This is a genomic window from Enterobacter sp. BIDMC 29, assembly GCF_019378755.1.
Lineage (GTDB): Bacteria > Pseudomonadota > Gammaproteobacteria > Enterobacterales > Enterobacteriaceae > Enterobacter > Enterobacter ludwigii.
This window is the reverse complement of sequence record NZ_CP080000.1, coordinates 405175-431589: the sequence shown is the minus strand read 5'-3', so window position 1 is coordinate 431589 and position 26415 is coordinate 405175. Positions and strand designations below refer to the sequence as shown.

The following is a 26415-nucleotide window of genomic DNA, read 5'->3' as shown; positions in this document are numbered from 1 at the left end:
AATGAGCTTCTCACCAATCTTCGAGGGTAGCGCTGCTACCCTTTTTTTTCTGGAGTTTATTATGTCAATAGACTGGAACTGGGGCATATTCCTGCAACAAGCCCCGTTCGGCAACACCACCTATCTTGGCTGGCTGTGGAGCGGTTTTCAGGTTACCGTCGCCTTATCGATCACGGCGTGGATTATCGCGTTTCTTGTCGGTTCACTGTTCGGTATTTTGCGCACCGTACCTAACCGTTTTCTCTCATCTCTCGGCACCCTGTATGTGGAACTGTTCCGTAACGTTCCGCTGATTGTGCAATTTTTCACCTGGTATCTGGTCGTCCCGGAACTGCTGCCGGAAAATATTGGCATGTGGTTTAAGTCGGAACTGGATCCGAACGTGCAGTTCTTTGTCTCCTCCATGCTCTGTCTGGGGCTCTTCACCGCCGCGCGCGTTTGCGAGCAGGTGCGTGCCGCCATTCAGTCACTGCCGCGCGGACAAAAAAATGCTGGCCTGGCGATGGGCCTGACGCTGCCACAAACTTACCGCTACGTACTGCTGCCTAACGCTTACCGCGTCATTGTTCCACCGATGACGTCTGAGATGATGAACCTGGTGAAAAACTCGGCCATTGCCTCGACCATCGGTCTGGTGGATATGGCCGCACAGGCGGGCAAGCTGCTGGATTATTCCGCCCACGCGTGGGAATCCTTCACGGCGATCACACTCGCCTATGTTCTGATTAACACTTTCATCATGCTGGTGATGAACCTGGTTGAACGCAAAATCCGCCTGCCGGGCAATCTGGGGGGCAAATAATGTACGAATTTGACTGGAGTTCTATCGTTCCATCCATGCCTTACCTGCTGGATGGCCTGCTGATCACCTTAAAAATCACCGTGATTGCTATTGTGGTGGGAATCGTCTGGGGCACCCTGCTGGCGGTCATGCGCCTGTCGGCCTTTAAACCGTTCGCCTGGTTTGCCACGGCCTACGTTAACGTTTTCCGCTCCATCCCACTGGTGATGGTACTGCTGTGGTTTTACCTGATTGTTCCCGGCTTTCTGCAAAACGTGCTGGGGCTGTCGCCGAAAACCGATATCCGCCTGATATCCGCGATGGTCGCGTTCTCAATGTTTGAGGCTGCTTACTATTCAGAGATTATCCGAGCGGGTATTCAGAGTATTTCCCGTGGTCAGTCCAGCGCCGCGCTGGCGCTGGGGATGACGCACTGGCAATCCATGCAGCTCATTATTCTGCCGCAGGCGTTTCGCGCCATGGTTCCCCTCCTGCTGACCCAGGGCATCGTACTGTTCCAGGATACCTCTCTGGTCTACGTATTGAGCCTGGCAGACTTCTTCCGTACCGCGTCTACCATCGGTGAACGTGATGGTACGCAGGTCGAAATGGTGCTCTTCGCGGGTGGCGTCTATTTTGTGATTAGTTTAAGCGCGTCGCTGTTGGTCAGCTGGCTGAAGAAAAGGACTGTATAATGATTTCCCTGAAAAATGTTTCTAAATGGTATGGGCACTTTCAGGTGCTGACCGACTGCTCAACCGAAGTGAAAAAAGGTGACGTGGTGGTGGTATGTGGGCCATCCGGCTCTGGTAAATCCACGCTGATCAAAACCGTTAACGGCCTGGAGCCGGTGCAGCAAGGTGAGATCCTCGTCAATGGCACCAAAGTCAATGACAGGAAAACCAACCTTGCTCAGTTGCGTTCCCACGTCGGCATGGTGTTCCAGCACTTTGAGCTGTTTCCGCACCTCTCCATTATTGAGAACCTGACGCTGGCGCAGGTAAAAGTGCTGAAACGCGATAAAAAGCTCGCGCGCGATAAAGGTCTGAAGCTGCTGGAACGCGTGGGGCTCTCTGCGCATGCTGATAAATTCCCGGCGCAGCTCTCTGGCGGTCAGCAGCAGCGTGTGGCTATTGCCCGGGCCCTGTGTATGGATCCGGTCGCCATGCTGTTTGATGAACCGACTTCCGCTCTCGATCCCGAGATGATCAACGAAGTGCTGGACGTAATGGTTGAGCTGGCGCACGAAGGGATGACGATGATGGTGGTGACCCACGAAATGGGCTTTGCCCGCAAAGTGGCGAACCGCGTGATCTTCATGGACGAAGGGAAGATTGTTGAAGACTCGCCGAAAGAAGAGTTCTTCGCCAATCCAAAATCCGAGCGAGCAAAAGACTTCCTCGCCAAAATCCTGCACTAATCTCCCCGGTGCGCAATCTGCGGATTGCGCACTGCTTCACGCTTTAGCTCTCTTCTTCTCGTCGGCGTCACATTGCAGCGTTAACCTTGTCACAAAATAATGCTACGTATGGAGCACGCTATGGCACAACCTATCCTTCTCGATTGCGACCCGGGTCATGATGACGCGATCGCCCTCGTCCTTGCACTTGCCTCCCCTGAACTGGACGTCAAAGCCGTCACGTCCTCTGCCGGAAACCAGACCCCGGAGAAAACGCTGCGTAACGTCCTGCGTATGCTGACGTTGCTCAAACGCACCGATATACCGGTCGCCGGTGGTGCCGTCAAACCGCTCATGCGCGATCTGATCATTGCCGACAACGTGCACGGTGAAAGTGGGCTGGATGGCCCGGCACTGCCCGAACCGGGGTTTGAAGCGCAACCCTGCACCGCCGTAGAGTTGATGGCAAAAGTACTGCGTGAAAGCGCGGAACCGGTCACGCTGGTGGCCACCGGCCCGCAAACCAACGTTGCGCTGCTGCTGAACAGCCATCCGGAATTGCACAGTAAAATCGCCCGAATCGTGATCATGGGCGGCGCAATGGGACTCGGGAACTGGACGCCAGCGGCGGAGTTCAACATTTTTGTCGATCCGGAAGCCGCAGAGATTGTCTTCCAGTCTGGCCTGCCGATTGTCATGGCCGGCCTGGACGTTACCCATCGCGCACAAATAATGGCGCACGACATTGCGCGCTTTCGTGCCATTGGCAACCCGGTGGCGACAACCGTCGCAGAATTGCTGGACTTCTTTATGGCGTATCACAAAGCCGAGAAATGGGGTTTTCACGGCGCGCCGCTGCACGATCCGTGCACCATTGCCTGGCTGCTCAAACCGGAGATGTTTACCACGGTAGAACGGTGGGTAGGCGTGGAAACCCAGGGGAAATACACTCAGGGTATGACGGTGGTGGACTACTATTCGCTGACGGGCAATCAACCCAACACCACGCTGATCGTGGATATCGACCGGGAAGCGTTCGTGGATTTGCTGGCGGAAAGACTCAACTATTACAGCCAGGCCCGGTAAGCGATGGCCACCGGGCATGGTAGACTGCTCTGCGGCATGATGCCCTCCCTCTGACCTGCAGGCAGAGGGCGGCTTTTACTTAGGGCTCAAACGGCCGACGCTGGAACTGATCGTGTCCACACTTTGGACACAGCGGCAACACATCCGGCGTATAGACTGCAATGTGGTGATGGCATTTCTCGCACACCAGATTCCCCAGTCCGACCACTTCTCCGCTGTGATAGACCCCGTGGTGGTTGAGGTCCTGAAAGACTTCACGCCACTCCAGCTGCGTTTTATCGGTGATATCCGCCAGCTCCTGCCACAGGCTTTCTTTAATTACCCGCATAAAGACACTGTCGGTAACCTCGTTCTGACTCTCTTCGTAGCTTCGCGCAAACTCTTCCAGGTCGCGGCGTACGGCGCGCGTCACCTCTTCCACTTCGGTTCGCGTTAACTCACCCGTTTGCGTCACGCGGGCCCGCGCCTGTTCCACCAGCGCATCGATATCACGCTCGCCGTTACGCAACCGTTCCGTCAGTGTTGTCACCAGTTCTCGGTAAAATTGAGCAACCTTGTTCATCATTTTGCCTCCCGGGTAAGTAACTGACTCTAATAATAGACCTTATTTCGCCACCGCTTTGCCAGGTGAACCACAGACCCGACAAATTCCTCACGCGCGCATTTGTGCGAAAGGCTGTTTTGGCGCGGGCGTTTGGGCTATGCTATGCGGATCTGAATTACCACATCCATTGGCTACATTTGTAGCTGTATTGAAAACAGGACCACTGGCTGCCATGCAAGAGCAATACCGCCCGGAAGAGATAGAATCAAAAGTCCAGCAACACTGGGACGAGAAGCGCACCTTTGAAGTAACCGAAGACGAGAGCAAAGAGAAGTATTACTGCCTGTCGATGCTTCCCTATCCTTCTGGTCGACTACACATGGGCCACGTGCGTAACTACACCATTGGTGATGTGATTGCCCGCTACCAGCGTATGCTCGGCAAAAACGTCCTGCAGCCAATTGGCTGGGATGCGTTTGGTCTGCCTGCAGAAGGCGCGGCGGTCAAAAACAACACGGCACCTGCCCCGTGGACGTACGACAACATCGCGTACATGAAAAACCAGCTCAAAATGCTGGGCTTTGGCTATGACTGGAGCCGCGAGCTGGCGACCTGCACCCCGGAATACTACCGCTGGGAGCAGAAATTCTTCACCGAGCTGTACAAAAAAGGCCTGGTGTACAAGAAGACTTCTGCCGTTAACTGGTGCCCGAACGACCAGACCGTACTGGCGAACGAGCAGGTTATCGACGGCTGCTGCTGGCGTTGTGATACCAAAGTTGAGCGTAAAGAGATCCCGCAGTGGTTTATCAAAATCACCGCCTACGCTGACGAGCTGCTAAACGATCTGGATAATCTGGAGCACTGGCCTGATACCGTCAAGACCATGCAGCGTAACTGGATCGGCCGTTCAGAAGGCGTGGAGATCACCTTCAACGTTGAGAACGACGATCGGACCCTGACCGTCTACACTACCCGTCCGGACACCTTCATGGGTGCGACCTATCTGGCCGTGGCCGCTGGTCACCCGCTGGCGCAGAAAGCCGCGGAAAACAACCCGGAACTGGCGGCCTTCATCGACGAGTGCCGCAACACCAAAGTGGCCGAAGCCGACATGGCGACGATGGAGAAGAAAGGCGTTGATACCGGCTTTAAGGCTATCCATCCACTGACGGGCGAAGCAATCCCTGTCTGGGCAGCCAACTTCGTGCTGATGGAGTACGGTACGGGCGCCGTCATGGCCGTTCCAGGCCACGATCAGCGTGACTACGAATTTGCCACAAAATATGGCCTGACCATCAAGCCTGTCATCCTCGCGGCTGATGGTTCTGAACCAGACCTCTCCGCACAAGCCCTGACCGAAAAAGGCACCCTGTTCAACTCGGGTGAATTCAGCGGTCTGAGCTTTGAAGATGGCTTCAACGCGATTGCCGACAAGTTAGCGTCGCTGGGCGTCGGTGAGCGCAAAGTCAATTACCGCCTGCGCGACTGGGGTGTCTCTCGCCAGCGCTACTGGGGAGCACCTATCCCAATGGTGACGCTGGAAGATGGTACCGTGATGCCAACGCCAGAAGATCAACTCCCGGTGATCCTGCCGGAAGATGTGATCATGGACGGTATCACCAGCCCAATCAAAGCCGATCCTGAGTGGGCAAAAACGACCGTTAACGGCCAGCCAGCGCTGCGTGAAACTGACACCTTTGATACCTTTATGGAATCGTCATGGTACTACGCGCGTTACACCTGCCCACAGTATCAGGAAGGCATGCTGGATTCCGATGCAGCAAACTACTGGCTGCCTGTGGACATCTACATCGGCGGTATTGAACACGCCATCATGCATCTGCTCTACTTCCGCTTCTTCCACAAGCTGATGCGCGACGCAGGCATGGTCAACTCTGACGAACCTGCAAAACAGCTGCTGTGTCAGGGCATGGTGCTGGCCGATGCCTTCTACTACGTCGGGGCGAACGGCGAGCGTAACTGGGTGTCTCCGGTTGACGCGATCGTTGAGCGCGACGAGAAAGGTCGTATTGTGAAGGCGAAAGACGCCGAAGGTCATGAACTGGTTTATACCGGCATGAGCAAGATGTCGAAGTCTAAAAACAACGGCATCGACCCTCAGGTGATGGTTGAGCGTTACGGCGCAGATACCGTGCGTCTGTTTATGATGTTTGCCTCTCCGGCTGACATGACCCTGGAATGGCAGGAATCGGGCGTTGAAGGGGCTAACCGCTTCCTGAAGCGTGTCTGGAAACTGGTTTACGAGCACACCTCTCAGGGTGATGCTCCGGCAGTGAACGTCGCGGCACTGACTGAAGATCAGCAGGCGCTGCGTCGTGATGTTCATAAAACGATTGCAAAAGTGACCGATGATATTGGTCGTCGTCAGACCTTCAATACCGCAATTGCGGCTATTATGGAACTGATGAACAAGCTGGCAAAAGCCCCGCAGGACGGCGAGCAGGATCGTGCCTTAATGCGTGAAGCGCTGCTGGCCGTCGTTCGCATGTTGAACCCGTTCACCCCGCACGTCAGCTTCACCCTCTGGCAGGAGCTGAAAGGCGAAGGCGATATCGACAACGCACCGTGGCCAGTGGCTGACGAATCCGCGATGGTGGAAAACACCACGCTGGTTGTGGTCCAGGTTAACGGCAAAGTGCGCGGTAAAATTACCGTGGCGGTCGATGCTACCGAAGAACAGGTTCGCGAACGCGCAGGCCAGGAACATCTGGTTGCGAAATATCTTGAGGGCGTTACCGTACGTAAAGTGATCTACGTACCGGGTAAATTGCTGAATCTGGTCGTTGGCTAAGCGCGGGAGGAAACGTGCGACAACTGGCAACAATACTCTTATCTCTGGCGGTGCTTGTCACCGCTGGTTGTGGCTGGCATCTGCGCAATACCACGGCAGTGCCTGCTGAAATGAAAACGATGATTTTCGACTCATCGGATCCGAATGGTCCACTCAGCCGGGCAATTCGAAACCAGCTGCGTCTTAACGATGTTGAGTTGATTGAGAAAGGGACGTTACGTCAGGATGTTCCATCCCTGCGCGTTCTGGGCTCAACCTTAGCCAAAGACACGGCGTCCATTTTCCAGGACGGCCGTACCGCAGAGTATCAGATGGTCCTGTCGGTTAATGCCGCCGTTCTGATCCCGGGTAAAGACATCTACCCAATCAGCACGAAAGTGTACCGTTCGTTCTTCGATAACCCGCAGACGGCTCTGGCAAAAGACGCCGAGCAGCAGATTATCATTAACGAAATGTACGATAAGGCCGCAGAGCAGCTGATCCGTAAGCTGCCGGGCGTTGCCGCGTCAACGAAACAGGGTTCTGACATCATCGAAAAACCGGATGCCACCACGCCTCCTGTTTCTGCCTCCATGGGTAACTGATGATCAGGCTGTATCCTGAACAACTCCGCGCGCAGCTCAATGAAGGGCTGCGCGCGGCGTATCTGCTTCTCGGAAACGATCCGTTATTACTTCAGGAAAGCCTGGATGCCGTCCGACAGGCGGCGGCCGCGCAGGGCTTTGATGAACACCACACCGTCCAGCTGGATAACAACACCGACTGGAATGCCCTCTTCTCGCTTTGCCAGGCGATGAGCCTCTTTGCATCGCGCCAGACCATACAGATCCTGCTGCCGGAGAATGGCCCTAACGCGGCCATCAATGAACAGCTGGCAACGCTGGTCAGTCTGCTGCACAGCGATCTGCTGTTTATTGTGCGCGGCAACAAGCTCACCAAAGCGCAGGAAAACGCGGCCTGGTTTACCCAGCTCGCGGCCAATGCGGTTATGGTGACCTGTCAGACGCCTGAACAATCCCATCTGCCAAAATGGGTCGCGACAAGAGCGAAGCAAAACAATCTTCAGCTGGACGACGCCGCAAACCAGCTTCTCTGCTACTGCTATGAAGGTAACCTGCTGGCACTGGCGCAGGCGCTGGACAGGCTCTCCCTGCTCTGGCCAGACGGTAAGCTGACACTGCCACGCGTGGAGCAGGCCGTTAACGATGCCGCGCACTTTACGCCCTTCCACTGGGTGGATGCGCTGCTGGCAGCGAAAAGCAAACGCGCCCTGCATATATTGCAACAGCTGCGTCTGGAAGGTAGCGAACCGGTTATTTTGCTGCGCACCCTTCAGCGTGAATTATTACTGCTGATTACGCTCAAGCGTCAGTCTGCACATACGCCATTACGTTCGCTGTTTGATAAACATCGGGTGTGGCAAAACCGTCGGGCGATGACCACCGAGGCCATCAACCGCCTGAGTCATGAACAGCTGCGTCAGGCCGTGCAGCTTCTGATGCGCGCTGAGCTTACGTTGAAACAAGATTATGGTCAGTCGGTCTGGGCGGAGCTGGAAAGTCTCTCTCTGCTGCTCTGCCATAAGGCGCTGGCAGACGTATTTATCGATGGATAGTATGCATTCTTTACAGGCCCTGTACGGTGGTACCTTCGACCCGGTCCATTACGGACATCTGAAGCCGGTTGAAATTCTGGCGAATCTGATCGGCCTTCAGCGCGTAATCATCATGCCCAATAATGTGCCGCCACACCGTCCGCAACCTGAGGCGAGCAGCGAGCAGAGAAAAGAGATGCTCGCTCTGGCCATCGCGGATAAACCGCTTTTTAGCCTTGATGAGCGAGAATTGCGCCGCAACACACCGTCCTGGACGTCGCAAACGCTGCAGGAGTGGCGAGCCGAGCAAGGGCCGGACACGCCGCTGGCCTTTATTATTGGTCAGGACTCCCTGCTCAATTTTCCCACCTGGCACCAGTATGAAACGATCCTGGAAAACAGCCACCTGCTTGTCTGTCGCCGTCCGGGCTATCCGCTGACCATGCGAGAAGAGCAGTATCAGCAGTGGCTTGAGGCGCATCTCACAGACAATATTGAAGACTTGCACAACCAGCCTGCCGGGAAGATTTATCTGGCAGAGACGCCGTGGTTCGATATTTCTGCGACCCTCATTCGCGAGCGTCTGCAGCAGGGATTAGCCTGTGACGATCTGCTGCCATCAGCTGTGCTGGACTACATTCACGCGCATGGGTTGTATCAGAAAAGCGCAGACGCATAGCGGGGGCGCATGAAAAAGCGGCGTAATGATTATCCTGCCTTGACAGGGTAAGCCATACTGTTATCCTCCGCTGCCAGACTTTCCCGCCGATCATTGCTTTACAGAAATTGTTTTACAAAAATGGCGATGCAATCTCAGGCGGAGGGTGGGATGATACCCGCCTTCAAAAGCCCGGCCGGAGACATTTGTCCCGACACTGGCGTCAGTTCAGGTATACTGTCTGGCCATGAATTCATAGTTATACAATCTCATTAACCCCAGGGGGAAAACTTGCAGGGTAAAGCACTCCAGGATTTTGTTATCGACAAAATTGATGACCTGAAAGGTCAGGACATCATCGCTATCGACGTTAAGGGTAAATCCAGCATCACCGACTGCATGATTATCTGCACCGGTACTTCAACGCGTCATGTTGTTTCGATTGCCGACCACGTTGTTCAGGAATCGCGTGCAGCAGGCCTGTTACCGCTTGGCGTTGAAGGTGAAGCGACCGCTGACTGGGTGGTTGTCGATCTCGGCGATGTGATTGTCCATGTCATGCAGGAAGAGAGCCGTCGCCTGTATGAGCTGGAAAAACTCTGGGGTTAATGCGTGAAGTTGCAACTGGTCGCCGTCGGCACCAAAATGCCGGACTGGGTACAAACCGGTTTTACTGAATATCTGCGTCGTTTTCCAAAAGACATGCCGTTCGAACTGGTGGAAATTCCCGCCGGGAAACGCGGCAAGAACGCCGATATCAAACGTATTCTCGATAAAGAGGGAGAGCTGATGCTGGCTGCCGCAGGCAAAAACCGCATCGTCACCCTCGATATTCCAGGTAAACCCTGGGATACGCCGCAGCTGGCGCACGAACTGGAGCGCTGGAAGCAGGATGGTCGTGACGTCAGTCTGTTGATTGGCGGGCCTGAAGGGTTATCTCCTGCCTGCAAAGCGGCGGCAGAACAAAGTTGGTCTCTCTCCGCGCTGACGCTTCCCCACCCGCTTGTTCGGGTACTGGTGGCAGAAAGCCTGTATCGCGCGTGGAGCATTACTACCAACCACCCATATCACCGCGAGTAGTGACTGACCAGGGTAGATTAAGCAGCGGATGAAACTACAGAATTCTTTTCGCGACTATACGGCTGAGTCCGCGCTGTTTGTGCGCCGGGCGCTGGTCGCCTTTACGGGGATTTTGCTGCTTACCGGCGTGCTGATCGCCAACCTCTATAATCTGCAAATTGTCCGCTTTACCGATTATCAGACGCGTTCAAACGAAAACCGTATCAAGCTGGTGCCCATCGCGCCCAGCCGCGGCATTATCTACGACCGTAACGGCACTCCGCTGGCGTTAAACCGCACCATTTATCAAATCGAAATGATGCCGGAAAAAGTCGATAATGTGCAGGATACGCTTGAAGCGCTAAAAGGCGTTGTCGATCTGACCGACGATGATATCGCCGCGTTCAAAAAAGAGCGTGCCCGCTCCCACCGTTTCACCTCAATCCCGGTTAAAACGAACCTGACGGAAGTCCAGGTGGCCCGCTTTGCCGTGAACCAGTATCGTTTTCCCGGCGTGGAAGTGAAAGGTTACAAGCGTCGCTACTACCCTTATGGTTCCGCGCTGACGCATGTCATTGGTTACGTTTCCAAGATCAACGATAAAGACGTTGAACGCCTCGATAAAGACGGCAAACTGGCGAACTACGCAGCGACACACGATATCGGTAAGCTGGGGATCGAACGCTACTACGAAGATGTCCTGCACGGGCAGACCGGCTATGAAGAGGTTGAAGTTAACAACCGTGGCCGCGTCATTCGCCAGCTCAAAGAAGTGCCACCGCAGGCGGGGCATGACGTCTACCTGACGCTCGACCTCAAGCTGCAGCAGTATATTGAAACCTTACTGGCAGGCAGTCGAGCTGCCGTTGTCGTCACCGATCCGCGTTCCGGCGGCATTCTGGCGATGGTGTCCATGCCAAGCTACGACCCGAACCTCTTTGTCGATGGTATCTCCAGCAAAGATTATTCCGGTCTGCTCAATGACCCGAATACGCCGCTGGTGAACCGCGCCACACAAGGGGTTTACCCGCCAGCGTCAACGGTAAAACCGTACGTGGCGGTCTCTGCGCTGAGCGCGGGTGTCATCAACCGCAATACCAGTCTGTTTGACCCGGGCTGGTGGCAATTACCAGGCTCTGAAAAACGCTATCGCGACTGGAAAAAATGGGGCCATGGTCACCTCAACGTTACCAAATCGCTGGAAGAGTCTGCGGATACCTTCTTCTACCAGGTTGCGTATGACATGGGCATTGACCGCCTGTCAGAGTGGATGAGCAAATTCGGTTACGGACATTACACCGGCGTTGACCTTTCAGAAGAACGTTCCGGTAACATGCCAACCCGTGAGTGGAAGCTGAAGCGCTTTAAGAAGCCGTGGTATCAGGGTGATACCATTCCGGTGGGTATCGGTCAGGGCTACTGGACGGCGACCCCGATTCAGATGAACAAAGCGATGATGATCCTCATCAACGATGGCGTAGTGAAAGTTCCGCACCTGCTGCAAAGTACGGTTGAAGACGGCAAAAAAGTGCCGTGGATCCAGCCGCATGAAGCCCCGGTGGGTGACATTCATTCCGGTTACTGGGAAATTGCCAAAGACGGTATGTACGGCGTGGCGAACCGCCCGAACGGGACCGCACATAAGTATTTCGCCGGCACACCGTATAAAGTGGCCGCCAAATCCGGTACTGCCCAGGTCTTCGGTCTGAAAGCCAATGAAACCTATAACGCGCACCGCATTGCTGAACGTCTGCGTGACCATAAGCTGATGACGGCCTTTGCCCCTTATGATAACCCGCAGGTTGCGGTGGCGATGATTCTGGAAAACGGCGGCGCAGGTCCGGCCGTGGGGACCATCATGCGCCAGATCCTCGACCACATTATGCTGGGTGATAACAACACCGAACTGCCGGCTGAAAACCCGGCCGCCGCTGCGGCGGAGGACCAATAATCATGACGGATAATCCAAATAAGAAATCGCTGTGGGATAAAATCCATATCGACCCAGCCATGCTGCTGATCCTGCTGGCTCTGCTGGTTTACAGCGCCCTGGTTATCTGGAGCGCCAGCGGCCAGGACATCGGCATGATGGAGCGAAAAATCGGCCAGATCGCGATGGGTCTGGTCATTATGGTGGTCATGGCGCAGATCCCGCCACGGGTCTATGAAGGCTGGGCACCGTATCTGTACATATTCTGTATTGTGCTGCTGGTTGCGGTAGATGCCTTTGGGGCTATCTCTAAAGGCGCGCAGCGCTGGCTGGATCTGGGCGTTGTCCGCTTCCAGCCCTCTGAAATAGCCAAAATAGCGGTTCCCTTGATGGTGGCGCGTTTTATTAACCGTGACGTCTGCCCGCCTTCGCTGAAAAATACCGCCATTGCGCTGGTGCTGATTTTCCTGCCGACGCTGCTGGTTGCGGCGCAGCCTGACCTCGGTACCTCGATTCTTATCGCCCTCTCCGGCCTGTTTGTCCTGTTTCTGTCGGGTTTAAGCTGGCGTCTGATTGGCATTGCAGTCGTGCTGGTGGCAGCGTTCATCCCGATTCTCTGGTTCTTTCTGATGCATGATTACCAGCGACAACGCGTCATGATGCTGCTCGATCCGGAAACCGATCCGCTGGGTGCGGGCTATCATATTATTCAGTCCAAGATTGCGATCGGTTCCGGCGGCCTGCGCGGTAAAGGCTGGCTGCACGGCACCCAGTCCCAGCTGGAGTTCTTACCGGAACGCCACACCGACTTTATCTTTGCGGTTCTGGCGGAAGAGCTGGGCCTGGTTGGCATCCTGATTCTGCTGGCGCTGTATGTGCTGTTGATCATGCGAGGGCTGTGGATCGCCGCACGTGCGCAAACCACCTTTGGCCGCGTGATGGCAGGCGGGTTGATGCTGATTTTATTCGTTTATGTCTTCGTAAATATTGGTATGGTGAGTGGTATTCTGCCGGTTGTTGGCGTCCCGCTCCCGCTGGTGAGCTACGGAGGCTCGGCACTGATCGTGTTGATGGCCGGGTTTGGTATCGTGATGTCGATCCATACCCACAGAAAAATGTTGTCAAAAAGCGTATAAAAATAAGGGGATCGGAATGCGTAAGCAGTGGCTGGGGATCTGCATTGCGGCAAGTTTACTTGCGGCCTGCACAAGTGATGATGGTCAGCAACAGGCAACCGTCGCGCCGCCGCAGCCTGCGGTTTGTAATGGCCCGATCGTTGAAATCAGCGGTGCCGATCCCGTTTATGAACCGCTCAATGCCAGCGCGAATCAGGATTACGAGCGCGACGGCAAAAGCTACAAAATTGTTCAGGATCCCTCCCGCTTTAGCCAGGCTGGCTTTGCCGCCATTTATGATGCCGAGCCAGGCAGCAACCTGACGGCGACCGGCGAAGCGTTCGATCCGATGCAACTGACGGCGGCTCACCCGACCCTGCCTGTCCCGAGCTACGCCCGTATCACCAACCTGGCGAATGGTCGTATGATCGTGGTACGCATTAACGATCGTGGTCCCTACGGTAACGACCGGGTGATCTCCCTGTCACGCGCGGCTGCAGACCGCCTGAACACCTCGAACAATACCAAAGTCCGTATTGACCCGATTATCGTGGCGCAGGATGGCACCCTCTCCGGGCCAGGTACCGCGTGTACGACGGTGGCGAAACAGACTTACGCCCTTCCCGACCGCCCGAACCTGGACGGCGGCATGGGAAGCGTCTCTTCTCCGGCAGAGCCTTCTCAGCCAGCAGGAGAAGTGCGCCCAATCAGCAATGATACGCTGCAGAGCGAAGACACGACGGGTGCGCCGGTAAAGAGTAGCGGCTTCCTGGGCGCGCCGACAACGTTAGCCACCGGCGTGCTGGAAGGCAGCGAACCTACGCCAGCACCGGCTCCTGTTGCCGCTCCTGCCACACAGCCTGCGCCCGTAACGGCTCCGGCGACGGCGCAAAGCACACCGGTTGCGGCTCCAGCGGCGGCCAGCGGCGGCTTTGTGGTTCAGGTTGGGGCGGTAAGCGATCAGGCCCGGGCGCAGCAGTATCAACAGCGTCTGAGCCAGCAGTTTGGTGTTCCGGGACGCGTTGCGCAAAACGGCGCAGTATGGCGTATTCAGATGGGGCCGTTTGCCAGCAAATCGCAAGCAGCGTCTCTGCAGCAGCGCCTGCAAAATGAAGCCCAACTACAATCATTTATCGCTGTTGCGAAATAATGAACTGGCGGCATCCAAAGTGTCAATTTGTGTAAAACACATTCACAAACTCATGCTTAAAGTCGGATGCCTGCCTGAATAGCATTTGCTATAGTAAGGCACTTTTTTTAATTCCATCACGGATGTCGTTGTTCTGACCATGAAGACCACTTTTTCTGCTCGTTTTGTGCAGCGCATGGCGCTGACCACGGCCCTTTGCGCAACTGCTCTCTCTGCAGCTCACGCCGATGACCTGAATATCAAGACCATGATCCCTGGCGTTCCGCAAATCGACGCGGAATCGTATATCCTGATCGACTACAACTCTGGCAAAGTGCTGGCTGAACAGAATGCCGACGCCCGCCGCGATCCGGCCAGCCTGACCAAAATGATGACCAGCTACGTTATCGGCCAGGCCATGAAAGCAGGGAAGTTCAAAGAAACGGATCTGGTCACCATCGGTAACGATGCGTGGGCAACCGGCAACCCGGTATTTAAAGGTTCATCATTGATGTTCCTGAAACCGGGCATGCAGGTTCCTGTTTCTCAGCTGATCCGTGGTATTAACCTGCAATCCGGTAACGATGCGTGCGTGGCAATGGCCGATTTCGCCGCGGGAAGCCAGGATGCCTTCGTCGGTCTGATGAACAGCTACGTCACCGCGCTGGGTCTGAAGAACAGCCATTTCCAGACCGTACATGGTCTGGACGCAGATGGTCAGTACAGCTCCGCACGTGATATGGCGTTGATTGGTCAGGCGCTGATCCGTGACGTGCCGAACGAATACTCCATCTATAAAGAGAAAGAGTTCACCTTCAACGGTATCCGTCAGACCAACCGTAACGGCCTGCTGTGGGATAACAGCCTGAACGTTGACGGCATCAAAACTGGCCATACCGATAAAGCTGGCTACAACCTGGTTGCTTCTGCCACCGAAGGTCAGATGCGTCTGATCTCTGCCGTGATGGGCGGTCGTACCTTCAAAGGTCGTGAGACAGAAAGCAAGAAACTGCTGACCTGGGGCTTCCGTTTCTTCGAAACCGTGAACCCGCTGAAAGCCGGTAAAGAGTTTGCTTCTGAGCCAGTCTGGTTCGGTGATAACGACCGTGCTTCCCTTGGTGTGGATAAAGATCTGTACCTGACCATTCCTCGTGGTCGCATGAAAGATCTGAAAGCCAGCTACGTGCTGAACACCACTGAGCTGCACGCGCCACTGCAGAAAAACCAGGTGGTGGGCACCATCAACTTCCAGCTGGATGGTAAAACCATCGATCAGCGTCCGCTGGTTGTTCTGCAAGAAATCCCGGAAGGCAATTTCTTCGGCAAAATCATTGATTACATTAAATTGATGTTCCATCACTGGTTTGGCTAAAAATTGAACACTTGAAAGTGTGATTTTGATCCCCATATACTAGATATCCTGATAACTCCCACCTGTCGTGGGAGTTATTCTTTTTGACGTTACGCCGGAGCTGACATGAAAACCAAACTTAACGAACTGCTTGAATTCCCTACCCCGTTTACCTACAAAGTAATGGGTCTGGCGAAACCTGAGCTGGTTGATCAGGTGGTTGAAGTGGTACAGCGCCATGCGCCGGGTGACTACTCTCCGTCAGTAAAACCAAGCAGCAAGGGCAACTACCACTCGGTATCTATTACCATTACCGCAACCCACATTGAGCAGGTTGAGACGCTGTACGAAGAGCTCGGCAATATCGAAATTGTTCGTATGGTGCTGTAGTCCCTCTGCGGTTACCCGGTTTGCCGGGTAACCAGCCTCCCCGCTTGTGATATACTCTCCCTCACCTTTTGTCCCTCGTCTTCGGAGACGTCCTTTTGTATCAGGATAAAATTCTTGTCCGTCATCTCGGGCTGCAACCTTACGAGCCTGTCTCCCAGGCCATGCATGATTTCACCGATTCACGCGATGACACCACCCCTGATGAGATCTGGCTGGTCGAACACCTGCCGGTATTTACACAGGGACAGGCGGGAAAAGCGGAACATTTATTGATGACGGGAGATATCCCGGTAATTCAAAGCGATCGCGGTGGGCAGGTCACGTACCATGGGCCTGGGCAGCAGGTGATGTACGTTCTGCTGAACCTGAAGCGCAGAAAGCTCGGCGTTCGCGAACTGGTTACCCTGCTGGAACAAACCGTGGTTAACACGCTGGCGGAATACGGTATTGAAGCCCATCCGCGTGCCGATGCGCCGGGCGTCTATGTGGGAGAAAGTAAGATTTGCTCACTGGGGCTGCGTATCCGCAAAGGCTGCTCCTTCCACGGGCTGGCACTGAATATTAATATGGATCTTACCCCTTTCCAGCGCATAAACCCCTGCGGCTACGCCGGAATGGAGATGACGCAAATGCGCCAGTGGGTTGAAAGCGCAACGCCAGAGAATATTCGTCCTGTGCTTTTGAAGAACGTTTTAGCCCTACTTAACAATCCATCTTACGAATATATCACTGCTTAATATATCATGCATCATGGCTCGATTATTTGACGAGCCACTGTTTATTTACCGCTTTTACGCTTTACAATAATCCGCTTATTCTATATTTTCGAAGCGCCCGAATATTACCGCTACATATTATTTAGCCTCCAGCCAGAACTGCATACAGGGCGTAAGTAACTTGCGTGATAATCACACAACTGTTTGTTTTTGATAAACAAGTGAAACAAAACCAACACTTTACGAATCTCTACAAGCATAATAAATAAATTCAACTATCATTCATAATGTGAATGTATACGGAGTGAAAGCGTGGAGTATAATAATTTACCAGCCAAACGACTGAATGACCCAGGTGGTGAGGACAAGCCACAAATTTTTCGGACTTTACGTAATATTGATCTCAATTTGTTGACTATTTTTGAGGCAGTATATGTCCATAAGGGTATCGTTAATGCTGCGAAAATTCTTAATCTCACGCCTTCAGCAATAAGCCAGTCAATTCAAAAACTGCGCGCTATATTTCCCGACCCGTTATTTATTCGTAAGGGCCAGGGGGTTACGCCGACGGCCTACGCTACCCATCTGCATGAGTACATCAGCCAGGGGCTGGAGTCGATTCTGGGTGCGCTGGATTTAACCGGCAGCTATGACAAACAGAGAACCATCACTATCGGCTGCACCCCGTCTGTCGGCGTGCTGGTGATGCCCGCTATTTTTCAGGCGATAAAAGAGCATGTTCCCCAGCTCCTGCTGCGAAATGTGCCGCTCAACGAGCCTGATATTCAGCTTGCTCAGTTTCAGACCGACCTGATTATAGAAAGCGGCAGCTTTAGCGCCCGAGCGCTCGGACAACATGTCCTGTATGCGGATAACCTGGTGCTGGTGTGCCGCCAGCAGCATCCCGCCCTGAGCGGGCCGTTGACCATTGAAAATCTGCGTAACTATGATCATTCGTCTTTCATGACCGAAGGACAGTCCAATCATGCGCTGCGTCAGCGAATCGATGAGATATTCCCGGAACGCCAGATCAGCTTCAGTAGTTACAATATGTTCACCACTGCCTCCCTGATTGGCAGCAGCGACATGCTCTGCATCATGCCTTCGCGTCTGTATACCTTGTTGCGTAAATGTTGGCCGCTGGAGAGCATTCCTCTCAACCAGCTCAATGCGGAATCTATCGAGATTTCACTGCATTACAACAAACTCAGCTTGCGCGATCCGGTGCTGGAAAACGTTATCCGCGTCATCCGCCAGGCCTTCTGACAGGTTGATACAGCACAAGCCCCTGCCCCCTGCCGGGCAAAACGCACAAAACAACAACTATTTTACAAATTGGCGACCTGGCAGGCTGCTTTACCGACCGTTTCAATGATATACTGCCTGTCGTTCGTTCAAAAATAGTTGATAAATACAACATTCCCTTGAATAGAAACGCTTTCCTTCGATATTCGCAACTGGAACACGCACGCTATGAGTAAACCCATTGTGATGGAACGCGGTGTTAAATACCGCGATGCCGATAAAATGGCCCTTATCCCGGTTAAAAACGTGGCTACAGAGCGCGAAGCGCTGTTAAGAAAACCGGAATGGATGAAAATCAAACTTCCGGCTGACTCTTCGCGTATCCAGGGGATCAAAGCGGCGATGCGCAAGAACGGCCTTCACTCCGTCTGTGAAGAAGCCTCTTGCCCGAACCTTGCTGAATGTTTCAATCACGGTACCGCGACGTTTATGATTCTGGGTGCCATCTGTACCCGCCGCTGCCCCTTCTGCGATGTGGCTCATGGCCGCCCGGTAGCACCCGACGCCAACGAACCTCAGAAACTGGCACAGACCATCGCCGATATGGCGCTGCGTTATGTCGTTATTACCTCCGTTGACCGTGACGATCTGCGTGATGGCGGTGCTCAGCACTTCGCTGACTGCATTACCGCTATTCGTGAGAAAAGCCCGAACATCAAAATTGAGACGCTGGTTCCAGACTTCCGCGGCCGTATGGATCGCGCGCTGGACATCCTGACCGCGACGCCACCAGACGTGTTTAACCACAACCTGGAGAACGTGCCACGTCTCTACCGTCAGGTACGTCCTGGTGCGGACTATAACTGGTCTCTGAAGCTGCTGGAGCGTTTTAAAGAAGCGCATCCCCATATTCCAACCAAGTCAGGCCTGATGGTTGGTCTCGGTGAAACGAATGCTGAGATCATCGAAGTGATGCGCGATCTGCGCCGCCACGGTGTGACCATGCTGACGCTGGGACAGTATCTGCAGCCAAGTCGCCACCACCTGCCCGTGCAGCGCTACGTGAGCCCGGATGAGTTTGATGAGATGAAAGCCGAAGCGATGGCGATGGGCTTTACCCATGCAGCCTGCGGCCCATTTGTTCGCTCCTCTTACCATGCCGATATGCAGGCAAAAGGCGAAGAAGTGAAATAAAGCTGTAATATTCACTTACAGTAATACAAAAAAACCGGCCTCTTGAGCCGGTTTTTTTTCGCAAGCCCTCAGGCATTGCCGTTACTCTTTGTGAGAAAGCTTCTCTGCCGGGATGTCACCCTCGGCGCTTTTCTTCGCAGCCGCATCATCGTCGTTCATTGCTTTCTTAAAGCCTTTGATGGCGGCACCCAGGTCACCACCCAGCGTGCGTAACTTCTTGGTACCAAACAGCAGGACGACCAGTGCGGCAACCACCAGCAGTTTGGTAATACTAATCTCACCCATAGATACCTTCTTTACATAAACCAGGCTGCATTCAGCGCCAAAAACCTGATTGTATTAACGGTCATTTGACGCGTGCACACAATAGCAATCTGTAACAAGGTGAATCAAGCATTGTTGAAAAAAACATCACAATAATTGCGGTGGCGCAAACCGACGGTTGCGAAGAACCGGTAATTGCTGCCGTGCAAGCGTAATCCTCTCCCGCTGTAACTCTGTCATCAGCAAAACCGGGGCCTCCGCCGCAGCGGCTATCGTAACTCCCAGCGGATCCACCACCCTGCTCTGCCCAATGTTCTTATTGCCGCACTCCCCCGAGGCCACAACATAACAGGTTGTATCCAGCGCACGCGCTGTAAGGAGCGTTGCCCAGTGATGCTCTTTAAGCGGCCCCTTGACCCACGCGGCAGGCACAACCAGCACGTCAGCCCCCTTTAACGCGAGCGTAAGTGCCAGCTCAGGAAAACGCAGGTCGTAGCAGGTCATCAACCCAATCTTAAAGCCATCGACATCAAGCAGCGGTGGGATGCTGTCTCCCGGATCCACCCGCCGTGACTCCTGAATGCTGAAGGCATCATAAAGATGGAGTTTGGCATAGCGCGCAACGACCGCGCCGTCACGGATGGCCACGAGGGTATTTACCGCCCGTCCCGCCGTCGAGGGGACATGCACCGTAAAGAGGGTGGTCAAACCATTGCCCGCACTTTCCGCCAGCAGGTGCTGTAAAAATCCGCCGTCCAGGGGCTGGGCAGACTTCACCGACAGGTCCGGGTCGTTGTCATCTCTTGCCAGCAGCGCCTCCGGCAGCACCAGCAAGGAAGCTTCTTTCAGGCGGGCCTGCCTCATCAGAGAGACACATTTATCTGCATTCTCTTGCCAGTCAGGCGTAACCGCAAACTGTCCTACCGCAACATACATATTTGTCCCCTCAGCAAAAACCGCGTTAAACTCGCCACTCTTACACATCAAATAGCAGGTATTTACAGTGTTACAACTACTTTTAGCCGTTTTTATTGGTGGGGGTACGGGTAGCGTTGCGCGGTGGTTCTTGAGTATGCGTTTTAATCCCCTGCATCAGGCTATTCCAATGGGTACGCTGGCGGCTAACCTGATAGGTGCTTTCATTATTGGCGTGGGGCTGGCCTGGTTTAACCGTATGACGCATATCGATCCCGTGTGGAAGCTATTGATTACCACCGGCTTTTGCGGCGGTTTAACCACCTTCTCAACGTTCTCGGCGGAAGTGGTTTTCCTGTTTCAGGAAGGGCGTGTCGGCTGGGCGCTGATGAACATTGCGATTAATATGCTCGGCTCCTTTGCGATGACGGGGATCGCATTCTGGCTATTTTCTTCCGCCACGACGCACTAACAGACGCTGCGTTAATGTTGGCTTAATTTTTCTCTGTCACTCTGAACGCAATACTGAACGAGGGTGACAGAATGAAACAGAACCTGATGAGCGCAGGTGTGGTGTTGTTGAGCGTGCTGATCGTTGCCAGCTTCCTCAAAATGTATCTGCTTAGCTGATTCCACGCGAAAAAAAACCCGCTCAGTGAGCGGGTTTTGAAATTCTTGCTGACGCGTCTGAATTACAGAGCGATTACGTTAGCAGCAGAAGGGCCTTTGGCACCGTTAGTGATTTCGAACTCTACACGCTGACCTTCAGCCAGAGTTTTGAAACCATTAGACTGGATTGCAGAGAAGTGTACGAACACGTCTTTGCTGCCATCTTCAGGAGTAATGAAACCGAATCCTTTGGACTCATTAAACCACTTAACGTTACCTTTAATCTTAGACATCAAAATTACCTTTACATTAAAAAACGACACAAATGCTGTGTCGGGTACCAGTACATCAATTGTGGGACCTTTTGTCCAGCGGTTCTTTGATAAAAAGTGACTAAAGTCGCGTTAATTTCTGCTGACGGTTTTTTATCTCAACGGAATCAACGGCTGCACACTTTTTCACCAGTACGTGACGTTTTTTCAGTTAAAACTGAAAACGCATCCAGGCGAAGTAAACGTTACCGTTGTTGTATGTCCCCGGAATATAGGTCATCTGGAACGTTGCCGGACCATAGCCGATAGAGGCCAGAGGCAGCAGCACCGGAATCGGAATGTAGTTCCAGTTGTCGCGTGCGGTCACACCGGCGGTGTAGCCCAGCCCCACATGGAAGTTTTCATCGGCTAACGGACGCCAGGTTTTCTCCCAGCCATAACCCCCGATTGGTTCCCACTTGTTAAAGGAATCTTTAAAGGCCATCAGATAGATGCCATGCCAGTTCCCTTTTTCGTCCCAACGCGACTGACCAAAACCAGCCCCCCACGGGCGCTCGTTATATTTGTCAGTCTTTTCTTTGTCATAGGCAAAACGCGCATGCCACGTTATTGCCGGAACATACAGGTCATAATGCTCTGGCGCAGTCCAGGTCTGCGACACATTATCAGTGAAGGTGGAGAACCAGCCTTTATCGGTTGCATTGCTCTCGGCGTGTGCAACAGACGACAATGCTAACTGCCCAAAAATAAACAACAAAATGAGGAAAAATTTATTACGTACAATCACAATGCAATTACCATTCTTAGTATTCGAGGCAAAGTTTACCATAAAATAGTTTAATCAAAGCTTAACAGCATCAGCGTTATTCCTAATTAATCAGCTTCTTCCTGGGAATATTCTGAGAGGAACATACCTTCACGCCATAATAATCACATAAAAAGTAAGCCTTTATTAGGCTTTAATACGCTGGACAACCTCACCAACGCCAGCAATGACGGTCTCCAGGGCCCGTTCCGGAGGGCTGCCGGCAGCCATTAAAAACTCAATTCCCAAAGGGTTTTTGCCTTTTCTTTCTGCGGCGAATTTAAACCCACAAAATATTTAACAACCCATTATCATTTAATTGACATATAGTGATATCTATACCGGTCAATATGCGCATGAGATAAATGCCGGGGCGATGGCAAAAATACCGTTAATATCTTCTTTAGTAGTCTGTTTATTGATTTTAATCAGCAAGGACAGAACATTAATTCGGCACATTTCATCCTTCTTTTTTATTGATTATTTGTGCTCTCGGGCAGCAAGGACACAGGGGAAACCATGCTTACGTTTATCGAGCTCCTTATCGGAGTCGTCGTCATTGTCGGTGTAGCGCGCTACATCATTAAAGGTTACTCGGCCACAGGGGTGTTATTTGTCGGCGGGCTAACCCTGCTCATTATCAGCGCCATCATGGGCCATCAGGTGTTACCGGCCAGCGCAGACAGTACGGGCTACACCGCCACAGACATTGTTGAATACATTAAAATCCTGCTCATGAGCCGCGGTGGCGACCTGGGTATGATGATCATGATGCTGTGCGGTTTTGCGGCGTACATGACCCATATCGGCGCGAATGATATGGTGGTTAAACTGGCGTCCAAACCGCTGCAGTACATTAACTCCCCGTATCTGCTGATGGTCGCGGCCTATTTCCTTGCCTGCCTGATGTCCCTCGCCGTGTCGTCCGCCACCGGTCTGGGCGTACTGTTAATGGCCACCCTGTTCCCGATTATGGTTAACGTCGGTATCAGCCGCGGCGCGGCCGCCGCGATTTGCGCCTCGCCGGCCGCCATTATTCTTTCCCCCACCTCCGGTGATGTCGTGCTCGCAGCCAAAGCCGCTGAAATGTCGCTTATCGACTTTGCGTTCAAAACCACGCTGCCCATTTCTATCGTCGCCATTGTCGGCATGGGCATCGCGCACTTCTTCTGGCAGCGTTATCTCGATAAGAAGGAGAACATCAGCCACGAGATGCTGGACGTGAGTGAAATCACCACCACCGCGCCGGCGTTTTATGCCATTCTGCCGTTCACACCTATTATTGGCGTGCTTATTTTTGACGGTAAATGGGGCCCGCAGCTGCACATCATCACCATTCTGGTGATCTGCATGCTGCTGGCCGCCCTGCTGGAGTTTGTGCGTGGGTTTAACACGCAGAAAGTCTTCTCGGGTCTGGAAGTGGCCTATCGCGGTATGGCGGATGCGTTTGCAGGGGTCGTTATGCTGCTGGTTGCAGCAGGCGTCTTCGCCCAGGGTCTGAGCACCATCGGCTTTATTCAGAGCCTGATTTCCATCGCCACCTCGTTCGGCTCGGCCAGTATTATCCTGATGCTGGTTCTGGTGGTGCTGACCATGCTCGCCGCCATGACCACCGGTTCAGGTAACGCGCCGTTCTACGCCTTCGTTGAGATGATCCCGAAACTGGCTCACTCCTCAGGCATTAACCCGGCCTATCTCTCCATCCCCATGCTGCAGGCGTCAAACCTCGGTCGCACCATTTCGCCGGTATCGGGTGTGGTTGTAGCCGTTGCCGGGATGGCAAAAATCTCGCCTTTCGAAGTGATCAAACGCACCTCCGTCCCCGTGATTGTGGGGCTGATTATCGTGATTATTGCCACGCAGGTGCTGGTACCCGGCGCAGCTTAAGCTAAATTCCTGATATCCAGAAAGCGCCTGCGGGCGCTTTTTGTGCTTTAATAATTTCCAGAAATTATTCATGCTCATTCGATCAGGAAATCACATGTTCAGGAAGGATATCGTTATTCCGTCTGGCGCAATCGCGCTGGCACTCTGTGTATTCTCCGCACAGGCCGACCCACTCAAGGCAACGCAGTATGGCGATTTCGATCGCTACGTTCTGGCTCTTTCCTGGCAAACCGGGTTCTGCCAGAGCATGGCCGACCGTAACCGCAACGAGCCCGAAGAGTGCCGTTTACAAAAAGAGAGTGATAACAAAACCGATTTTCTGACCGTGCACGGATTATGGCCGGGGCTGCCAAAATCTGTTGCCGCACGGGGTGTAGATGAACGTCGCTGGATGCGTTTTGGCTGCGCGACCCGTCCAATCCCGAACATGCCGGAGGTGAAGGCCAGTCGCAAATGCGCTGCAGCCGAAACCGGACTGTCGCTTTCAGGTGCTGCGAAGCTGAACAGCGTTATGCCAGGTGCTGGCGGTAACTCCTGCCTGGAACGCTACGAATATGCCAAACATGGCGTGTGCTTTGGTTTTGATCCTGACGCGTATTTCGGCACAATGGTGCGCATGAATCAGGAGATAAAAAACAGCGCGGTCGGCAAGTTCCTCGCCGATAACTATGGAAAAACCGTAAGCCGCCGCGACTTTGACAGCGCCGTGGCCAAAGGCTGGGGCAAGGAGAATGTCAAAGCGTTCAAGCTTACCTGTAATGGCAACCCGTCCTACCTGACCGAAATGCAGATCTCACTGAAGGCAGAGACCATTAATAATCCGCTTTCTGCGACCTCATTTGCTCCGCAGCCACACCCGGGTAACTGCGGAAAACAATTCGTCATTGATAAAGCCGGTCACTGATTGACGATCGGTCGGGTCATGTCAAACCGGTGCTCGTCACTGATGCCATAGTAAGCCGTCGGCCCACCCGCACGCAGGATGGGCTGCGCTTTCGCCGTCTGATAAATCCCCTCTTCCAGCAACGTTTCGGCGATGTGAATACCCACCACTTCGCCGAGCACCAGCCAGGTATCAACCGGTGTGCCGTCGGCCCCGGTAAGCTGAATACACTGCGACAGGCGACACTCAAAGTTAACCGGGCTTTCTGCCACCCGCGGGGCGTTCACCAGCTGGCTGGCCGCTGGCGTTAATCCCGCAAAGGTAAATTCATTTTCATCGTGGGGAAGCATCGCCGAGGTCGCATTCATCGCTTCAGCCAGATCGCGCGTCGCCAGGTTCCAGACAAACTCGCCGGTTTCGGTAATATTACGCACGCTGTCTTTCCAGCCGTTGCTGGAAAAACCGATGATGGGCGGACGATAGTTAAAGCAGTTAAAGAAGCTATACGGCGCGAGATTCAGCTGACCGGCGTTGTCGCACGAGGAGATCCAGCCAATCGGGCGTGGGCCAATAATCGCGTTCAGTGGGTCATGCGGCAGGCCGTGTCCCAGAGAAGGTTGATAGAAATACATAGTGCTCTCTTAATGGTGGGGCAGACACGAATTGCGTTTCGCTCAGTACCCTGGATCAGGACACTCAGCGTAACGCAATCCGCCAGGAATTAAGACTGAATAAATTTCAGCAAATCGTCATTGATCTGGTGCTTATGCGTGGTGCATATGCCGTGAGAACCCCCGGCATAGACCTTCAGTTCAGCGTTCGGCAGGATCTCTGCAGCCACCCGACCACAGGTCTCGATCGGGACTATCTGGTCGTCGTCGCCGTGGATCACCAGCGTCGGGATAGTCATCTTTTTCAGATCTTCACGCAGATCGGTTTCAGAGAACGCTTTTACGCAGTCATACAGCGCCTTGATCGACCCCTGAAGCCCCTGCTCAACGAAGCTCTCCCGCACCGCTTTGGACTCTTTCGCCCCCGGGCGGTTATAGCCATAAAACGCCTCGGTCAGCGCATAGAAGAAAGCTGCGCGATCGTTAATCACGCCTTCCCGAATACCATCAAACACCTCTTTCGGCACACCGTTCGGGTTGAAATCGGTTTTGATCATAATCGGTGTCACGGCACCAATAAGTACCGCTTTCGCCACGCGATCCGTACCATGGCGACCAATATAGCGCGCCACTTCGCCACCGCCGGTTGAATGCCCCACGTGAACAGCGTCTTTCAGATTCAGACGCGCCGTCAGCTCAGCCAGGTCGTCGGCGTACTGATCCATATTGTGCCCATCCCACGGCTGCGCTGAGCGGCCATGTCCGCGGCGGTCATGTGCAATTACGCGAAATCCTTTTGATCCCAGGTATAACATTTGGTCTTCAAAGGCATCCGCCGTCAGCGGCCAGCCGTGGCTAAACACCACGGGTTGCCCGCTTCCCCAGTCTTTAAAATATAAATAACTGCCGTCTTTCAACGTAATTTTGTCGTAATCGCTCATGAGATCTCCTGAGAAGAAACACTGAATGCGGATAGTCGCCCGCAGGGGGCGCTTAAAAAGAATAATGCAAATTGGCAAGGGAGCACGTTTTTCACCGAAAATTCATATGACCCATGAATGTGACCTGTATCACTTCAAAGTTGTGCGCTCAGCCAGTATCATCAGAAGAGTTAAACCCTCGCTGCCAGACGGCGAGGGTTTTCTTTTGGATTGGTTTCTGCG

28 protein-coding genes are annotated in these 26415 nt (G+C 53.6%); 21 read left to right on the top strand and 7 right to left on the bottom strand.

Annotated elements, in window-relative coordinates; all coding sequences use genetic code 11:
- Positions 1 to 61: 61 nt before the first annotated feature.
- From JTA15_RS01935 to rihA, 4 genes are all read left to right on the top strand, one after another.
- Complete coding sequence (locus tag JTA15_RS01935; RefSeq protein ID WP_020884992.1) at positions 62 to 802, top strand: amino acid ABC transporter permease; 741 nt, start codon at positions 62 to 64, stop codon at positions 800 to 802.
- On the top strand, positions 802 to 1476 hold the full coding sequence (gene gltK / locus JTA15_RS01930) for a glutamate/aspartate ABC transporter permease GltK (RefSeq protein WP_014169128.1): 675 nt from the start codon (positions 802 to 804) through the stop codon (positions 1474 to 1476). The genes JTA15_RS01935 and gltK overlap by 1 nt, the downstream gene beginning before the upstream one ends.
- Positions 1476 to 2201, top strand: a complete 726-nt coding sequence (locus JTA15_RS01925) for an amino acid ABC transporter ATP-binding protein (RefSeq protein ID WP_014169127.1) — start codon at positions 1476 to 1478, stop codon at positions 2199 to 2201. The genes gltK and JTA15_RS01925 overlap by 1 nt, the downstream gene beginning before the upstream one ends.
- Before the next feature lie 120 nt (positions 2202 to 2321).
- Complete coding sequence (gene rihA / locus JTA15_RS01920) at positions 2322 to 3266, top strand: pyrimidine-specific ribonucleoside hydrolase RihA (RefSeq protein WP_219372808.1); 945 nt, start codon at positions 2322 to 2324, stop codon at positions 3264 to 3266.
- 79 nt (positions 3267 to 3345) lie between these two features.
- On the opposite strand, the gene JTA15_RS01915 is transcribed toward rihA, so the two are convergent.
- Positions 3346 to 3828, bottom strand: a complete 483-nt coding sequence (locus JTA15_RS01915; protein WP_025204671.1) for a zinc ribbon-containing protein — start codon at positions 3826 to 3828, stop codon at positions 3346 to 3348.
- A gap of 214 nt (positions 3829 to 4042) precedes the next feature.
- Here JTA15_RS01915 and leuS point away from each other — a divergent pair, with 214 nt between their 5' ends.
- The 14 genes from leuS (at position 4043) to lipA (ending at position 19006) form a co-directional block, all read left to right on the top strand.
- Entirely contained in the window at positions 4043 to 6625 is a 2583-nt protein-coding gene (gene leuS / locus JTA15_RS01910) for a leucine--tRNA ligase (protein WP_047743927.1), read from the top strand.
- 14 nt (positions 6626 to 6639) lie between these two features.
- The gene (lptE, locus tag JTA15_RS01905; protein ID WP_020884995.1) at positions 6640 to 7209 is read left to right on the top strand and encodes an LPS assembly lipoprotein LptE; all 570 of its coding nucleotides are present in this window, start codon (positions 6640 to 6642) and stop codon (positions 7207 to 7209) included.
- A complete protein-coding gene (gene holA / locus JTA15_RS01900; RefSeq protein ID WP_014169122.1) occupies positions 7209 to 8240 on the top strand; it encodes a DNA polymerase III subunit delta in 1032 nt (343 codons plus the stop codon). Before lptE ends, holA begins: the two co-directional genes overlap by 1 nt.
- A complete protein-coding gene (gene nadD / locus JTA15_RS01895; RefSeq protein ID WP_049023577.1) occupies positions 8233 to 8898 on the top strand; it encodes a nicotinate-nucleotide adenylyltransferase in 666 nt (221 codons plus the stop codon). The genes holA and nadD overlap by 8 nt, the downstream gene beginning before the upstream one ends.
- A gap of 270 nt (positions 8899 to 9168) precedes the next feature.
- Positions 9169 to 9486 (top strand): ribosome silencing factor, encoded by a 318-nt coding sequence (gene rsfS / locus JTA15_RS01890; protein WP_003858696.1) that lies wholly within the window; start codon positions 9169 to 9171, stop codon positions 9484 to 9486.
- 3 nt (positions 9487 to 9489) lie between these two features.
- On the top strand, positions 9490 to 9957 hold the full coding sequence (gene rlmH / locus JTA15_RS01885) for a 23S rRNA (pseudouridine(1915)-N(3))-methyltransferase RlmH (protein WP_003858701.1): 468 nt from the start codon (positions 9490 to 9492) through the stop codon (positions 9955 to 9957).
- A 28-nt stretch (positions 9958 to 9985) separates the two neighbouring features.
- Positions 9986 to 11887, top strand: coding sequence for a peptidoglycan DD-transpeptidase MrdA (gene mrdA, locus JTA15_RS01880; RefSeq protein ID WP_014169119.1), 1902 nt, complete (start codon positions 9986 to 9988; stop codon positions 11885 to 11887).
- 2 nt (positions 11888 to 11889) lie between these two features.
- On the top strand, positions 11890 to 13002 hold the full coding sequence (gene mrdB, locus JTA15_RS01875) for a peptidoglycan glycosyltransferase MrdB (protein WP_014169118.1): 1113 nt from the start codon (positions 11890 to 11892) through the stop codon (positions 13000 to 13002).
- A 16-nt stretch (positions 13003 to 13018) separates the two neighbouring features.
- Positions 13019 to 14131, top strand: a complete 1113-nt coding sequence (rlpA, locus tag JTA15_RS01870) for an endolytic peptidoglycan transglycosylase RlpA (RefSeq protein WP_032677680.1) — start codon at positions 13019 to 13021, stop codon at positions 14129 to 14131.
- A gap of 139 nt (positions 14132 to 14270) precedes the next feature.
- Complete coding sequence (gene dacA / locus JTA15_RS01865) at positions 14271 to 15482, top strand: D-alanyl-D-alanine carboxypeptidase DacA (protein WP_014169116.1); 1212 nt, start codon at positions 14271 to 14273, stop codon at positions 15480 to 15482.
- Between the two features lie 105 nt (positions 15483 to 15587).
- Positions 15588 to 15851 carry a DUF493 family protein YbeD gene (gene ybeD / locus JTA15_RS01860; protein ID WP_003858718.1) on the top strand — a complete coding sequence of 88 codons (264 nt, stop codon included), beginning with the start codon at positions 15588 to 15590 and terminating at the stop codon, positions 15849 to 15851.
- Positions 15852 to 15946: 95 nt separating this feature from the next.
- A complete protein-coding gene (gene lipB, locus JTA15_RS01855; RefSeq protein WP_020885000.1) occupies positions 15947 to 16588 on the top strand; it encodes a lipoyl(octanoyl) transferase LipB in 642 nt (213 codons plus the stop codon).
- A gap of 291 nt (positions 16589 to 16879) precedes the next feature.
- Positions 16880 to 17833, top strand: a complete 954-nt coding sequence (locus JTA15_RS01850; protein ID WP_020885001.1) for a YbeF family transcriptional regulator — start codon at positions 16880 to 16882, stop codon at positions 17831 to 17833.
- 207 nt (positions 17834 to 18040) lie between these two features.
- The gene (gene lipA, locus JTA15_RS01845; RefSeq protein ID WP_014169113.1) at positions 18041 to 19006 is read left to right on the top strand and encodes a lipoyl synthase; all 966 of its coding nucleotides are present in this window, start codon (positions 18041 to 18043) and stop codon (positions 19004 to 19006) included.
- Positions 19007 to 19087: 81 nt separating this feature from the next.
- Here lipA and tatE read toward each other — a convergent pair whose 3' ends face one another.
- Together tatE and JTA15_RS01835 are read right to left on the bottom strand one after the other, a co-directional pair.
- Positions 19088 to 19291 carry a twin-arginine translocase subunit TatE gene (tatE, locus tag JTA15_RS01840; protein WP_014169112.1) on the bottom strand — a complete coding sequence of 68 codons (204 nt, stop codon included), beginning with the start codon at positions 19289 to 19291 and terminating at the stop codon, positions 19088 to 19090.
- A 126-nt stretch (positions 19292 to 19417) separates the two neighbouring features.
- Complete coding sequence (locus tag JTA15_RS01835; protein ID WP_219372807.1) at positions 19418 to 20206, bottom strand: deaminated glutathione amidase; 789 nt, start codon at positions 20204 to 20206, stop codon at positions 19418 to 19420.
- A gap of 67 nt (positions 20207 to 20273) precedes the next feature.
- Between JTA15_RS01835 and crcB the strand changes: the two genes are divergently transcribed.
- The gene (gene crcB, locus JTA15_RS01830; protein ID WP_014169110.1) at positions 20274 to 20657 is read left to right on the top strand and encodes a fluoride efflux transporter CrcB; all 384 of its coding nucleotides are present in this window, start codon (positions 20274 to 20276) and stop codon (positions 20655 to 20657) included.
- A gap of 220 nt (positions 20658 to 20877) precedes the next feature.
- Here crcB and cspE read toward each other — a convergent pair whose 3' ends face one another.
- A complete protein-coding gene (gene cspE, locus JTA15_RS01825) occupies positions 20878 to 21087 on the bottom strand; it encodes a transcription antiterminator/RNA stability regulator CspE (RefSeq protein WP_002439184.1) in 210 nt (69 codons plus the stop codon).
- Between the two features lie 190 nt (positions 21088 to 21277).
- Positions 21278 to 21895 carry a lipid IV(A) palmitoyltransferase PagP gene (gene pagP / locus JTA15_RS01820; protein WP_014169108.1) on the bottom strand — a complete coding sequence of 206 codons (618 nt, stop codon included), beginning with the start codon at positions 21893 to 21895 and terminating at the stop codon, positions 21278 to 21280.
- A gap of 495 nt (positions 21896 to 22390) precedes the next feature.
- On the opposite strand from pagP, the gene dcuC reads away from it, so the two are divergent.
- Both dcuC and rna read left to right on the top strand, forming a co-directional pair.
- Positions 22391 to 23758, top strand: a complete 1368-nt coding sequence (gene dcuC / locus JTA15_RS01815; protein WP_020885003.1) for an anaerobic C4-dicarboxylate transporter DcuC — start codon at positions 22391 to 22393, stop codon at positions 23756 to 23758.
- Between the two features lie 94 nt (positions 23759 to 23852).
- Positions 23853 to 24662: a ribonuclease I gene (rna, locus tag JTA15_RS01810; RefSeq protein ID WP_041162488.1), complete on the top strand. Its 810-nt coding sequence runs from the start codon at positions 23853 to 23855 to the stop codon at positions 24660 to 24662.
- On the opposite strand, the gene JTA15_RS01805 is transcribed toward rna, so the two are convergent.
- Positions 24656 to 25273, bottom strand: coding sequence for a flavin reductase family protein (locus tag JTA15_RS01805; protein WP_025204679.1), 618 nt, complete (start codon positions 25271 to 25273; stop codon positions 24656 to 24658). The two genes, rna and JTA15_RS01805, sit on opposite strands and share 7 nt — an antisense overlap.
- A gap of 89 nt (positions 25274 to 25362) precedes the next feature.
- The gene (locus JTA15_RS01800; protein WP_020885006.1) at positions 25363 to 26193 is read right to left on the bottom strand and encodes an alpha/beta fold hydrolase; all 831 of its coding nucleotides are present in this window, start codon (positions 26191 to 26193) and stop codon (positions 25363 to 25365) included.
- Between the last annotated feature and the right edge of the window lie 222 nt (positions 26194 to 26415).

What these genes read in the sequence shown, in the direction of transcription:
- JTA15_RS01935 (WP_020884992.1), top strand. Translation starts at nt 62, where the DNA reads ATGTCAATAGACTGGAACTGGGGCATATTCCTGCAACAAGCCCCGTTC.
- gltK (WP_014169128.1), top strand. Translation starts at nt 802, where the DNA reads ATGTACGAATTTGACTGGAGTTCTATCGTTCCATCCATGCCTTACCTG.
- JTA15_RS01925 (WP_014169127.1), top strand. Translation starts at nt 1,476, where the DNA reads ATGATTTCCCTGAAAAATGTTTCTAAATGGTATGGGCACTTTCAGGTG.
- rihA (WP_219372808.1), top strand. Translation starts at nt 2,322, where the DNA reads ATGGCACAACCTATCCTTCTCGATTGCGACCCGGGTCATGATGACGCG.
- JTA15_RS01915 (WP_025204671.1), bottom strand. Translation starts at nt 3,828, where the DNA reads ATGAACAAGGTTGCTCAATTTTACCGAGAACTGGTGACAACACTGACG.
- leuS (WP_047743927.1), top strand. Translation starts at nt 4,043, where the DNA reads ATGCAAGAGCAATACCGCCCGGAAGAGATAGAATCAAAAGTCCAGCAA.
- holA (WP_014169122.1), top strand. Translation starts at nt 7,209, where the DNA reads ATGATCAGGCTGTATCCTGAACAACTCCGCGCGCAGCTCAATGAAGGG.
- nadD (WP_049023577.1), top strand. Translation starts at nt 8,233, where the DNA reads ATGGATAGTATGCATTCTTTACAGGCCCTGTACGGTGGTACCTTCGAC.
- mrdA (WP_014169119.1), top strand. Translation starts at nt 9,986, where the DNA reads ATGAAACTACAGAATTCTTTTCGCGACTATACGGCTGAGTCCGCGCTG.
- mrdB (WP_014169118.1), top strand. Translation starts at nt 11,890, where the DNA reads ATGACGGATAATCCAAATAAGAAATCGCTGTGGGATAAAATCCATATC.
- rlpA (WP_032677680.1), top strand. Translation starts at nt 13,019, where the DNA reads ATGCGTAAGCAGTGGCTGGGGATCTGCATTGCGGCAAGTTTACTTGCG.
- dacA (WP_014169116.1), top strand. Translation starts at nt 14,271, where the DNA reads ATGAAGACCACTTTTTCTGCTCGTTTTGTGCAGCGCATGGCGCTGACC.
- ybeD (WP_003858718.1), top strand. Translation starts at nt 15,588, where the DNA reads ATGAAAACCAAACTTAACGAACTGCTTGAATTCCCTACCCCGTTTACC.
- lipA (WP_014169113.1), top strand. Translation starts at nt 18,041, where the DNA reads ATGAGTAAACCCATTGTGATGGAACGCGGTGTTAAATACCGCGATGCC.
- tatE (WP_014169112.1), bottom strand. Translation starts at nt 19,291, where the DNA reads ATGGGTGAGATTAGTATTACCAAACTGCTGGTGGTTGCCGCACTGGTC.
- JTA15_RS01835 (WP_219372807.1), bottom strand. Translation starts at nt 20,206, where the DNA reads ATGTATGTTGCGGTAGGACAGTTTGCGGTTACGCCTGACTGGCAAGAG.
- cspE (WP_002439184.1), bottom strand. Translation starts at nt 21,087, where the DNA reads ATGTCTAAGATTAAAGGTAACGTTAAGTGGTTTAATGAGTCCAAAGGA.
- pagP (WP_014169108.1), bottom strand. Translation starts at nt 21,895, where the DNA reads ATGGTAAACTTTGCCTCGAATACTAAGAATGGTAATTGCATTGTGATT.
- dcuC (WP_020885003.1), top strand. Translation starts at nt 22,391, where the DNA reads ATGCTTACGTTTATCGAGCTCCTTATCGGAGTCGTCGTCATTGTCGGT.
- rna (WP_041162488.1), top strand. Translation starts at nt 23,853, where the DNA reads ATGTTCAGGAAGGATATCGTTATTCCGTCTGGCGCAATCGCGCTGGCA.
- JTA15_RS01805 (WP_025204679.1), bottom strand. Translation starts at nt 25,273, where the DNA reads ATGTATTTCTATCAACCTTCTCTGGGACACGGCCTGCCGCATGACCCA.
- JTA15_RS01800 (WP_020885006.1), bottom strand. Translation starts at nt 26,193, where the DNA reads ATGAGCGATTACGACAAAATTACGTTGAAAGACGGCAGTTATTTATAT.